Here is a 12504-nt window from a genome sequence, read left to right as displayed (position 1 = left end):
TTATTATTTTAAGCATGATAGCTTTTTAAACATCACTTATAAAAATTTATAATAAATAACTGTGGCATCTAAATTACCATTTGGAGATATTGCGTATTCTGGTATTTTTCCAACTTCTTGATAGTCTAATGATTTATACAATCTGTTGGAAGAATCTCCTTCTCTCGTATCTAGTACTAAAAGAGATCTATTTTCTTGCTTCGCTCGTTCTTCTGCTTTTTGCATAAGTAAACGCCCAATACCATTACGTCTAAAGCTCGGGTGAGTCATTAACTTACAAATCTCGGCTCTATGAATTCCGTTAGGCTTTGTAACTAAATGTAATTGAATACTCCCTGCCAATTCATTGTTTATTTTAGCGACATATAATTTCACTTCTGGCGCTAAAACAGTTTGCCAATACTTTATTGATTCTTTTTGTTCCAGTGGAGGTAAAAAACCAATTGACGCTCCATTATCTACAACCGTTTTCAAAAGGTTAGAAAACTCTTCCACATCACCTTTTATTTGCTTAATCTCTTCAATTACTAAATTTTGCATTATTAATCCCCCTTTTGTTTCATTGTACCAAGTTTTAAAGAAGGAATAACAGAATACTAAAAGGAAATATATATTTAGATAGAACATACTTTTAGAATGCATGAATGATGGAGGGATTAATCATTAGCAAAATAGGATTTGACTTAATAAATCATAAGGACGACTTTGATCTTGGATATGAAGATATAGAGGCGATATCCAAGAAATGTAAATTCTCTAACTACTCTCATACAAATGAAACACATTGTGCAATTAAAAAAGCTATTTCCGATGGAATACTTACAGAAGAAATAATGAATAGTTATTAGCGAGATAAGAATGAATTCAAATATGTATGTAAACAAAAGAACAAAACAAAAGCTATTGATTATATGAAACAATTGAAACTTTTTAGAAAATCTTAAAACTAAATAAATAGTTGTGATTTCTCATTCCCACTAAATTTAAAATTCTTACTTTATTACATCACATACCAGATAATTTTTATACTCAAATTTAATCTCACGTAAAAAAACGTTTTAAACATAAAGTTTAAAACGTTTTTTTCTATTCAATGCTTTTGATTTTTCAGTTCACTTAAACACTCTTGTACTAAAGTTACCGCTTGACTCATGGCAGCTCCACCAGCAAATGCCGCTGATACCCCACATGCTTCCAGAATCTCTTTATCTGAACACCCGTGATCAAGACAACCTTTTGTATGATAAATGGTACAATATTCATCTTGCGTTGCTAGACTAATTCCTAATGCAATAAGTTGTTTTTCTCTTTTTGTTAATGAACCCTCTTGAAAACAAGCTTGCGTGAATGCATTATATGTTTCAGCAATTTCAGGAATTTGGTTTGTAAAACTACCGATTCCTTCTTTATAATGATGTAGAACGTCATTTACTGAACTATGATGTTGTTCGTGTTCCATCTTATTATTACCCCCATTCAAATTATCTGTACCTATTGTAGTATGTGATGAAAAGAAGGCAATATACCTCGCTCAATAGAATGAATATTCAGTTTATTTAAACTACAGTTTCAGACTATCATCCACTACCGCTTGTTCTTTAGAGTTTTTTCTTTGAACCTCTTTACTTCTCTCTTCCCAAAATGTTAAACCTTCAATCCCTACATTTTTAGGATCAAATACGGGATCTTTTCCTTCTTTTTTCTGTGCTTCATAATCTTTTAACACTTTTAATGCAATTTTACTTAATAGTAAAATCGCGATTAAATTTAACCATGCCATACTACCAATTCCTAAATCTCCAAGATTCCATAAAAGTGACGCTGATTCTACGCTACCGATGTAAACCATAATTAAAAATCCAATTTTTAAAACTGGTTTTAACCAGCTATGTTTAAGCTCACGATCTAAATAAGTAAGTGTCGTTTCAGCGATATAGTAGTATGCGAGTAATGTTGTAAATGCGAAGAAGAAGATTGCGATTGATATGAATAATGGACCAAATCCTGTCATAACAGTTTCAACTGCTTGTTGTGTATAAATTGGGCCTGCATCAACATTCCCTATATTTTTTACAATAGCGCTTTTTCCTTCCGGTATAACATTATACATACCTGTTATTAAAATCATAAGAGCTGTCGCTGTACATACAACAATTGTATCGATATATACAGAAAACGCTTGAACTAACCCTTGTTTTGCAGGATGGGATACTTCAGCGGCAGCGGAGCTATACGTCGCTTCTCCAACGCCAGCAACATTTGAAAATACAGCGCGTTTTACTCCCCATGCGATTGCTGCACCGACGATTCCGCCAAACATTTCATTTACACCAAAAGCACTAGAGAAAATTAAAGCGAACATACTTGGAATTTCTGTTACATTTGCAATTAATACGATACATGTAACAATTACATAGCCAATTGCCATAAATGGAACAAGCATTTGCGAAACGCCAGCAATTCTCTTTACGCCGCCAAAAATGATCGCTGCTAATAATACGACTAACAGTATACCAGTTATATATTTGCTAATGCCATTAGAGTTTTCAAAACCCACTGCGATACTACTAGATTGAATGCCTGGTAGTAAAACACCATATGAAAGTGTTACAACGACCGCTACAATGACTGCAAACCATTTCATTTTCAGGCCTTTTTCAATGAAATATGGTGTACCACCGCGGTATTCATTTCCGACTTTACTTTTATATACTTGAGATAATGTTGATTCAACAAATGCACTCGCTGCTCCTAATAGTGCCATTACCCACATCCAAAATACAGCTCCAGGTCCGCCAAAAGCGATAGCTGTCGCAACCCCTGCAATATTACCTATTCCAACCCTACCAGATAACGCTAAACAAAATGCTTGAAAGGATGAAATTCCCGTCTCCGAGCTCTTCCCTTCAAATAATAGTTTAATCATTTCTTTAAAATAACGAATTTGTAGAAAACGAGTTGCAATTGTAAAATACACACCTGCTCCTAATGCGAAAACAACTAATCCAATACTCCATACTTGCCCTACTAACCACTCTACTAATTGCTCCATCCAAATCCCCCTTATCATTCTTTTAAAAACTATTTTATATATAAGAAAACGGACAACTATTATTAAATCTTCCAGTTGTCCGTATCTCTTATTATTTCATCCCTCTATTTATTAACAGTTAGATTCTCAATTACTTTATATTTACCCAAACACTTTTCACTTCTGTGTAATTATCAAGCGCATATGAACCTAACTCACGACCGATTCCAGATTGTTTAAACCCTCCAAATGGTGCAGCTGCATTTTCTAAGTTATAATCATTAATCCATACTGTTCCTGCCTTTAATTTATTGGCAACTTGATGTCCTGTTTTAATATTTTGTGTCCATACGCCTGCAGCGAGTCCGTATGAAGAGCGATTTGCTCTTTCGATTACCTCTTCTGTTGAATCAAATGGAAGTACAACGACAACTGGTCCAAAAATTTCTTCTTTCACAATTGTCATATCATCAGTAACATTTGTGAATACCGTTGGCTGTACAAAATAACCTTTTTCAAATGCACGTTCACCACCAGCAGCAATAGTAGCGCCTTCAGCTTTTCCTTGTTCAATATAATGTAGCACACGCTCTTGTTGTTTTTTAGATACGAGTGGGCCCATTTCCGTTTCCTTCTCCATACCTGCTCCAAGTTTCACGTTATTCGCCATTTTCACAAGTTCAGTTACGACTGTTTCGTAATGTTTTCGATGAACAAACACGCGAGATCCAGCACTACAATTTTGGCCGTGATTATACATAATGCCTTGGAATGCGCCGTTAATCGCTTCTTCTAAATCAGCGTCTTCTAAAATGATATTTGGTGATTTACCACCAAGTTCTAACGTTACATGTTTAATTGTTTCTGCAGATTGACGCATAATATATTTTCCAGTAACCGTTGAACCTGTAAAAGCTACTTTATCAATATCGTGATGGTTTACGATTGCAGCTCCTGCTTCAGGACCAAACCCCGGAACAAAGTTTACAACACCGTTTGGAAAACCAGCCTCTTTAAAGAGCTTCGCTGTATATAATAACGATAAAGGCGTTTGTTCTGCTGGTTTTAATACGATCGTACAACCTGTTGCTAGTGCAGCTCCCATTTTCCAAGAAGACATAACGAGCGGAAAATTCCAAGGAATAATTTGACCTACAACGCCAACAGGTTCATGGCGTGTGTAATTTAAGTAATCTTTTGAAATCGGAATTGTTTGCCCGATAATTTTTGTAGCCCATCCCGCATAATAGCGATAATTTTCTACAGTCGCTGCTATATCATCATCCAGTGCTACTTGATATGGCTTCCCATTATCTAAAGCTTCTAACTGTGCTAATTCTTCTCCATGCTTTTCTATTAAGTCTGCTAATTTATAAATAAGATGTGCTCTTTCAGCGGTAGTCATTTCTGCCCAAGGTCCTGATTCAAATGCAGATCTTGCTGCTTTTACTGCAACATCAATATCCTCTTCTTGCGCTTCGCATACGACAGCTAGAACATCTTCTGTCGCTGGATTGTATGTCTCAAATGTCTTCCCGCTAATTGAAGGAACAAATTCACCATTAATAAACATTTTAATTTCTTCATTTAAAAACGCTTTCACTTTTGGTTTTAGTTCAATGTTTTTCGTTAACATATATGCTCTCCTCCTTATTTAAACAGCTGCATGAGCTGCAATTTTTGAAATAATCATTTGAAGCTTTTGATCCTCTTCTTCAGTTAATCCGAGTCTTGGATAACGAGAAGGTCCCCCTGCTTGCCCGTGTAATTCCATTGAACGTTTAACGATTTGTACATATTTTCCTGATCCTTCAAGAAACTCACAAAGTGGTAAAATGGTATCGTTTATTTCCCAAGCTTTTTCTAATTCACCATTTTGGAAATGCTCATACATTTTCGTCACAAGTCCCGGTACGATATTCCCTGCTACTGAAACCCATCCCGTCGCACCAACTAAATAAGATTCCATAACTAAATCTTCAGATCCACAGAATACTTGAAAAGCACCTTCGCCTTGTCTTACTAAATCTCTTGCTTTTCGAATATCTCCGCTAGATTCTTTAATATGTGTAACATTTTCACATTCTTTTCCGATACGTAACATGAGGTCTGTACTCATATTAACACCAGATGTAAATGGGTTATTGTATAACATAATTGGTATATTTACTGCGTTTGAGATTTCTTTAAAATGAAAATAGATTTCCTCTTCTTTCGGTTTACAATAATACGAGTTTATAATTAACGCACAATCCGCTCCATGCACTTCTGCATGTTTCGTATATTCAATCGTTTCTTTCGTCGTCTCCGCAGCAGTCCCAACAATAACCGGAATACGGCCATCAACTTCTTTTAATACTGTTTCTACCATTTTAAATCGTTCTTCTTTTGATAAACTAACAAACTCTCCTGTACTTCCATTAATAATAATCCCAGCTACTTTTTGCTCAATAAAGTAGTTTACGTTTTGTTTTACACCGTTCCAATTAATTTCTTGAAACTCATCCATCGGTGTGATCAATACTGGAAATGCCCCTTTAATTTTTTTCATATTTATCTCTCCCTTTACCATTTTATTTTAATAAAAATCCTGTCGGAAACGGATCTGTAGAGTCTAATAGAAACGTCTGCATCCCTGTAATAAATCCTCTACTTTCAAAACGGAAAATGTAACCAGTTTCTTCCTTCTGTACTTTCTCCACTGTTATAAAGCTATTAAATATACTTTCATTTATAAAAGGTTTATCCGCTATATAATCATTTTTAAATAGCGCATGAACATAAGACACAATTGTAGAAACAAAACCTGGCGATCGTACGATAAAGTTATCTTCATGGAATGTAATCGACTTTATATGATTCTTTTCTTTTTGCGAAGAATCTACTAAAATAAGTTTTTTTATGAATGACTGTTTTTGTATAGCTTGTAGCGTAGCTTCTCCCCATTTTTTTAGTTTAGAGATGTTTTCAATACTGATTTCTGGCGAATACGTATCCTTTTCTACAACTGCATATACTTTATCTGCCTGAATGAGAGAGTAACTTATATTACCTACTTGTAAATTTTGCTCAATCATATAACATAGCTTACTTTCAAACGAAACAGATACAACTTCATCATTCTCTACATACGCATGGACTGAAAATATGCCAGATAACGTTTCGATTTTGTATTGATTCGTCTCTCTCTTTTTTAAATATCCGCATTCTAGTAACATCGTTATTACTGCAACAATGCCTCCATAATGAAGCGGAATGGATCCTTCATGATTAAAAAATAGCACAGCTGCATCGACTTCCGTATAAATAGAAGGAGCGACAATACATCCATTTAAACCGATAAAACCACGTGGTTCATTTAATAAAAGCTTCATTTCTTCTGCTAATTCACCTGAAAATTGCTCGTTTAATTGTTCCAAACTGGAGTAGTATTTGCATGGTACATCTTTCATTACACGAAATGCTTCACCATTTACATGTACGTCTACTGTCGTATACATTTTTTGAATGTTCATTTTACATCCTCCGTTTCATGTTCCATCGGCGGAATTAGCAAAAACCCTTCTTTCAGCGGGTCCTTTTCATTGTAAAAAAATCTATGCATCCCCATAAGCCAAGCTGAACCTGTGATTTTTGTTACGACAGCTTCCATATTTTCAACATTTGTCGTATTTATGACGCATCCTTTAAATAGAGAGCCAACGATACTTTCGTGAACAAACTCTTCATTAATCTCTATTTTTTGATTTGCGTATAATACAGCTAACTTTGCTGATGTTCCTGTACCACATGGAGAACGATCAATTCCTCCTGGCGGAACGACAACTGTATTTTTTACATGTGCACTTTCATGAGTAGGATCTGTATAAAATTCAACATGGGTTAATCCTCTAATAAACGAATGCTCTGGATGAATGATTTCAAATTTGTCATTTATGATATTTCTAATATAAATTGCCTTATCAATGATTGTAGATGCATTTTCCGGTACTAACTCTAAACCCACTGACTTCGCATCAATAATGGCATAGAAATTTCCTCCATACGCAATATCTGCTTCAACAGTTCCAATTCCTTCGACTTGTACAGTAATATGTTTCAGTAAAAAAGCTGGTATGTTACAGAAAGAGACTTCTTTCGCTTTTCCATCTTGAACAAAGATATCCACTTCTACTAAGCCGGCTGGCGTGTCTAACTTTAACGAAGTAATCGGTTCAACTACCGAAATTAAACCTGATTCAATTAAAGCTGTACATACACCAATTGTATCGTGACCACACATCGGTAAATATCCACCTGTCTCTATGTAAATAACACCAATATCTGCTTCGGGATGACATGGATCTGTTAATAGTGCTCCTGACATTACATCATGACCACGCGGTTCATTCATTAACAATTTGCGAATCCAGTCATACTCCTTTTTCATATGTAACATCTTCTCTGCCATCGTCTCTCCAATTAACTTTGGAAGTCCGCTTATCAATGTCCTGGTTGGATTCCCGCCTGTATGTGTATCAATCGTTGTAAAGACTCTTTGTGACCTCATCCGTTTAACACCCTTTCTGTAAAACGACTCAAACGAAGTGGTTCAATTGGAATGATTGTTTCTTTTTCATTTAATAACTCTTCAATCACTTTTCCAGTAACCGCTGCAAGGCTAATGCCATCCCCTTCATGCCCGGCTGCTATAAAGTAGTTTGGGATATGTTCCACGCGTGAAATGATTGGCAAATGATCTTCTGTCCATGGGCGTAATCCAGCATATGAACGAATCACCATCATATCCGCCATTTTCGGATAAAAACGAATTGCTCTGTTCGCAATACATTTTATAACCTCGTTATTAATTCTCGTATGAAACCCTACAAACTCTCTACTACTACCAATTAAAAAATTTTGGCTTTCTGTCGGCTCAAATACAAGAGCTACCCCATATTTCTCAGTTAAAGCATCCACTTTTCGTTTTCCACCAAATTTAGAAATTAAATAACCAAATTCCATTACTTTACGACAACCAACGTGCTGTTGCCTTGAAGCTACAATAATATGCCCTTTTCTCGGTTCAATCGGGATATTTACATCCAACATTTGTCCGATTTTCGGAGCCCACACACCCGCTGCGTTCACCACTTGTTTCGCAGTAAACGTCCCGTTTGTCGTTTCTATAATAAAGGAACCGTCTATATCTCTTTTCATTTCTTTTACTTCCGTATGATTAAAAGCTTTCGTACCAAATTTCTTCGATTCTGCAAGAAGTGCAAAAGCAAGAAGATATGGATTTACAGTCGAATCCGTTGCGCATTCTAACCCACCTAATAAATCATCTGCAAATAATGGCGATTCCGCTCTTATATCTTGCCTATCAAGCATTCGAAACGGTAATCCAGCTTCTTTTTGACGATTCACCCATTGCTGCGCTGCTTCCATTTCTTCTTCCGACTCACATACGAGAATACTTCCTGGTGCCCTATATTCAAATGCGTGCTCTAACTCTTCACTTAAATCAGTTACTAATTTTTGACTAACTAACGACATTTGACTATCAAATCCTGGGTCTTTATCAATAGCCAAAATATTTCCGTCACACCGTGAAGACGTCCCACTGACAAATTCTCCTTTTTCAATGATTGTTACGTCTCTCCCGTATTTTGATGTGTAGTAAGCGATAGAACACCCTATAATTCCACCGCCTATTATTAAAACGTCGCAGTGCCTCACAAAATACTCCTCCTTTTCCCTAAACCTCTCACTTTCTTTTATGCAATTGACGTGCCAACTCGACATATATACACTTTTTATAAATAATATTTTTATTTGTAAAAATATTTTAAATTTATCGTAAATAGGTGTATTATTTTTTTATCACTGTCAAAATTTTTATACATAACAGGAGGACAATATGGCATTCTCATTTCCCACAATAAAAGAATTTCTAAAAACTTTATCCATTGATCATACAAACAGTATGCAATCTATTGAGCACGTTGGCGAAAAATTTTATTACTGCTCTTCTACTACAGAAAAATATAACTGCGCAGTTATATTTGAAGATGGCTCATTCTCCGCCTTAATTGAGGCGTTTACTAATGAAATGATCGTTATCATAATGAACGAAAATAAAGAGCCTATATGCTGTATAACAGCTCAGCAAATCATTCCGTTTCTTGTTAAGTCTTACTATGAACTACAATCTTTTTATAACGCCGTAATACAAACTACTGATTCTTCTGTTACAGTTATCGATGATAAAGAACATGTTCGTACTTGGACAGATGGCGCTGAAAAGATTTTTTCAGTCAACCATAATGAAATTATTGGACAACCTATCACTCGTTTTTTTGACTATAAAGATTTGGAAATTTTGCAATCATTACATGACGGAAAAAGTATAATCGCTCAGTTCCATCAGCCTCGTCCAGATTTGTTCGTATTAATCAATTCAAACCCAGTCTACTGTAACGATGAAATTATCGGAGCGGTCGTCTCAGAAACTGATGTGACAAACCAAGTTGCTTTAAACGAAAAACTATTTAATATGTCACATGAAATGCACCGTTTAGAACAAGAGGTCGCAAAATATAAAGATGAATCCGATCCTTTCCTTGCGATGAATGGAAAAAGCCCTGTTATTCAAAGAACAATACAATTAGCTAGAAAGGTTTGTTCCGTGAAATCAACTGTTTTAATACTCGGCGAAAGTGGTGTTGGAAAAGAAGTATTTGCGAAAGCAATTCATGAGGCAAGTGAGGCAGCGAAGGCACCTTTTATTTCGATTAACTGCGGTGCCATTCCAGAAGCGTTATTTGAAAGCGAATTATTCGGGTATGAGCGCGGGGCTTTTTCTGGTGCAAATAGTAAAGGAAAAAAGGGTAAAATAGAGCTCGCGCAAGGCGGTACATTATTCCTTGATGAAATAGGCGAAATGCCACTCGATATGCAAGTGAAGCTTTTACGTGTACTACAAGAACGAAAGTATTACCGAGTTGGTGGAGAAAAAGAAATTAATATTGATTTCCGTATTATCGCTGCTACAAATCGTGATTTACAAGAAGAAATGAGAAAAGGTACTTTCCGAGAAGATTTATACTATCGCCTCAATGTAGTTAGCTTGCATATTCCACCGCTACGCGAAAGACGCGAAGATATTATCGAATTAACATACTCTTTCTTAAACGATTTTTCAATCAACTATAACAGACCAATTCGTGACTTACCTTCAAGCATTATGCATGAACTGCTTCATTACAATTGGCCAGGTAATATTCGCGAGCTTCGTAACGTTGTTGAAAGACTTGTCGTATTTGCGACTGACGGTATTATAAAACAAGAATATTTACCATTTCATACAACTGAAACGTTAGACAATCATTCGGTTCCTTCCCTATTACTCAGCAACAATAATACAATTCTCTCTTTGCAAGAAGAGATGGATGAACATGAGAAAAAAGTCATTGAGAGGGCTTTACGCATTTTGAATGGGAATAAATTAGAATGTGCGAAACAACTTGGTGTTACGAGGGCTACTTTATATAACCGTTTAAAAAAACTTGGATTACAATAAACCATCCCTCCTCTATATTGGCATAGTTATTGCATTATATAATTTGTGCAAACCGAACTAGAGGAGGAATACATATGACGAATAAAGATCACTTAATTGTTTGTCGATGTGAAGAAGTTACATACGGTCAACTTCAATCGACAATCGCTGAATATAAATGCTCGGCAAGAGAATTAAAACTAAGAACACGTGCTGGCATGGGATTTTGCGGTGGCCGTACATGTAGAATGATGATAGATCGAATGATCGAAAGTGCAAATCCCGACTTAACTACTAATGAAATCCCATTAAAATATCAACCACCAGTGCGCGCAGTTACTTTTGGATCGGTAGGTGAAAGTAAATGAGTAGAATTACAAATCACCCTATTTTAGGGAGTTTAAATAGTAATAAGCGCATCACTTTCCAATTTAATGGTCAACAATACGAAGCATATGAACATGAAACGATTGCGGCCGCTTTACTTGCAAACGGAATAAGAACATTAAGAGTGCATGAAGATAGCGGGACGCCACGAGGTATTTACTGTAATATCGGACATTGTTCTGAATGCCGCGTTAATGTAAATAGTCAAATGAACGTACGAGCATGCTTAACTGTTGTAGAAGATAATATGATTGTGGAAAGTGGAAAACAGCATCCAAATATCGTAAGAGAGATGGTGAAAAAGCGATGAATGATGTCATAATTATCGGAGCCGGACCAGCGGGTTTATCAGCCTCTATCTCTTGTGCTCGTTTTGGACTAAACGTACTTGTTATTGATGAATTTATGAAACCTGGCGGAAGATTGTTAGGACAATTGCATCAAGAGCCTTCTGGAGAATGGTGGAACGGAATAGAAGAATCGAAGCGACTTCGTGAAGAAGCAGAATCACTTTCAGTTGATATTCAATGCGGTATTTCTGTCTATAATTTAGAAAAAGATGAAAGTTCTTGGTTCGTACATACGAATATCGGTACGTTAGAAGCATCGTTCGTTTTACTTGCTACTGGTGCTGCTGAGTACTCTATCCCCCTCCCTGGTTGGACACTTCCTGGAGTCATGTCGATTGGGGCAGCACAAGTAATGACAAATGTACATCGCGTTCAAGTTGGGAGAAAAGGAGTAATTATTGGCGCTAATATTTTGTCATTCGCTATCTTAAATGAATTACAATTAGCGGGCATTAAAGTTGAACATATCGTACTTCCTGAAAAAAGTGAATTAAGTCAAAAGGCTGGTGACCCAGAAGAAGTTTTAAATGCTCTATTACATGCTGCACACCTTGCCCCGTCACCTTTATTACGTATAGGTAGTAAATTGATGAAATATAATTGGGCTAAACAAGCTGGATTAACCTTCTATCCAAACAGTGGAATGAAAATAAACGGTACACCTCTTCACCTTCGAAAAGCAGCACTTGAAATTATCGGAACAGATCAAGTTGAAGGTGTACGCGTTGCTAATATTGATACGAAAGGAAACATCATCACTGGATCGGAACAAATATATGAGGCAGACTTCGTTTGTATTGCTGGCGGCTTATACCCTCTTGCTGAACTAGCCGCTGTATCTGGCTGCCCCTTCCGTTACATTCCGGAATTAGGCGGGCACGTTCCTCTCCATTCCGAAACAATGGAAACCCCTCTTCCGGGTTTATTTGTTGCCGGTAATATAACTGGCATTGAAAGCGGGAAAATCGCAATGGCACAAGGAACTGTTGCTGGATATTCAATCGTAAAACAAGCGAATACAAAATCTCACTCGGTTGAACAACAGTTGCAACAGGCGATGCAACATGTACATACTGTACGTCAAAAAGCTGCCATTCAATTTAACCCGATGATTGATGTCGGTAGACGCAAAATGAATGAAATTTGGCGTGATTATTCCCTTGCATATGCACATACTAAAAAGAGCTGCTGAG

General features: G+C 36.4%; 12 protein-coding genes and 1 pseudogene. 5 read left to right on the top strand and 8 right to left on the bottom strand.

Annotated features, from left to right (window positions below):
* Positions 1-36: 36 nt before the first annotated feature.
* The gene (locus DN390_RS17685; protein ID WP_147807965.1) at positions 37-540 is read right to left on the bottom strand and encodes a GNAT family N-acetyltransferase; all 504 of its coding nucleotides are present in this window, start codon (positions 538-540) and stop codon (positions 37-39) included.
* Positions 541-647: 107 nt separating this feature from the next.
* Here DN390_RS17685 and DN390_RS17680 point away from each other — a divergent pair.
* Positions 648-944, top strand: a pseudogene (locus DN390_RS17680) (hypothetical protein).
* A 146-nt stretch (positions 945-1090) separates the two neighbouring features.
* Here the strand turns inward: DN390_RS17680 and DN390_RS17675 are convergent.
* From DN390_RS17675 to DN390_RS17645, 7 genes are all read right to left on the bottom strand, one after another.
* A complete protein-coding gene (locus tag DN390_RS17675; RefSeq protein WP_147807964.1) occupies positions 1091-1459 on the bottom strand; it encodes a carboxymuconolactone decarboxylase family protein in 369 nt (122 codons plus the stop codon).
* A gap of 102 nt (positions 1460-1561) precedes the next feature.
* Positions 1562-3052 carry an alanine/glycine:cation symporter family protein gene (locus DN390_RS17670; protein WP_147807963.1) on the bottom strand — a complete coding sequence of 497 codons (1491 nt, stop codon included), beginning with the start codon at positions 3050-3052 and terminating at the stop codon, positions 1562-1564.
* A gap of 130 nt (positions 3053-3182) precedes the next feature.
* Positions 3183-4667, bottom strand: coding sequence for an aldehyde dehydrogenase family protein (locus DN390_RS17665; RefSeq protein WP_147807962.1), 1485 nt, complete (start codon positions 4665-4667; stop codon positions 3183-3185).
* 18 nt (positions 4668-4685) lie between these two features.
* Entirely contained in the window at positions 4686-5582 is an 897-nt protein-coding gene (gene dapA, locus DN390_RS17660) for a 4-hydroxy-tetrahydrodipicolinate synthase (RefSeq protein ID WP_060631180.1), read from the bottom strand.
* A gap of 22 nt (positions 5583-5604) precedes the next feature.
* Complete coding sequence (locus DN390_RS17655) at positions 5605-6546, bottom strand: proline racemase family protein (protein ID WP_147807961.1); 942 nt, start codon at positions 6544-6546, stop codon at positions 5605-5607.
* Positions 6543-7580 (bottom strand): proline racemase family protein, encoded by a 1038-nt coding sequence (locus tag DN390_RS17650; RefSeq protein ID WP_060631182.1) that lies wholly within the window; start codon positions 7578-7580, stop codon positions 6543-6545. The genes DN390_RS17655 and DN390_RS17650 overlap by 4 nt, the downstream gene beginning before the upstream one ends.
* Positions 7577-8752, bottom strand: coding sequence for an NAD(P)/FAD-dependent oxidoreductase (locus tag DN390_RS17645; protein WP_147807960.1), 1176 nt, complete (start codon positions 8750-8752; stop codon positions 7577-7579). The genes DN390_RS17650 and DN390_RS17645 overlap by 4 nt, the downstream gene beginning before the upstream one ends.
* 181 nt (positions 8753-8933) lie before the next feature.
* Between DN390_RS17645 and DN390_RS17640 the strand changes: the two genes are divergently transcribed.
* The 4 genes from DN390_RS17640 (at position 8934) to DN390_RS17625 (ending at position 12503) form a co-directional block, all read left to right on the top strand.
* On the top strand, positions 8934-10595 hold the full coding sequence (locus DN390_RS17640) for a sigma-54 interaction domain-containing protein (RefSeq protein ID WP_147807959.1): 1662 nt from the start codon (positions 8934-8936) through the stop codon (positions 10593-10595).
* A gap of 74 nt (positions 10596-10669) precedes the next feature.
* The gene (locus DN390_RS17635) at positions 10670-10942 is read left to right on the top strand and encodes a (2Fe-2S)-binding protein (RefSeq protein WP_097952426.1); all 273 of its coding nucleotides are present in this window, start codon (positions 10670-10672) and stop codon (positions 10940-10942) included.
* Positions 10939-11271 (top strand): (2Fe-2S)-binding protein, encoded by a 333-nt coding sequence (locus tag DN390_RS17630; RefSeq protein ID WP_097952428.1) that lies wholly within the window; start codon positions 10939-10941, stop codon positions 11269-11271. The genes DN390_RS17635 and DN390_RS17630 overlap by 4 nt, the downstream gene beginning before the upstream one ends.
* A complete protein-coding gene (locus tag DN390_RS17625) occupies positions 11268-12503 on the top strand; it encodes an NAD(P)/FAD-dependent oxidoreductase (protein WP_147807958.1) in 1236 nt (411 codons plus the stop codon). The genes DN390_RS17630 and DN390_RS17625 overlap by 4 nt, the downstream gene beginning before the upstream one ends.
* The last annotated feature ends 1 nt before the right edge of the window (position 12504 follow it).

The organism is Bacillus sp. SH7-1 (genome assembly GCF_008042405.1).
GTDB classification, from domain to species: domain Bacteria; phylum Bacillota; class Bacilli; order Bacillales; family Bacillaceae_G; genus Bacillus_A; species Bacillus_A thuringiensis_N.
The sequence above is the reverse complement of the archived record's forward strand: the minus strand, read 5'-3'. Positions and strand labels throughout refer to the sequence as shown.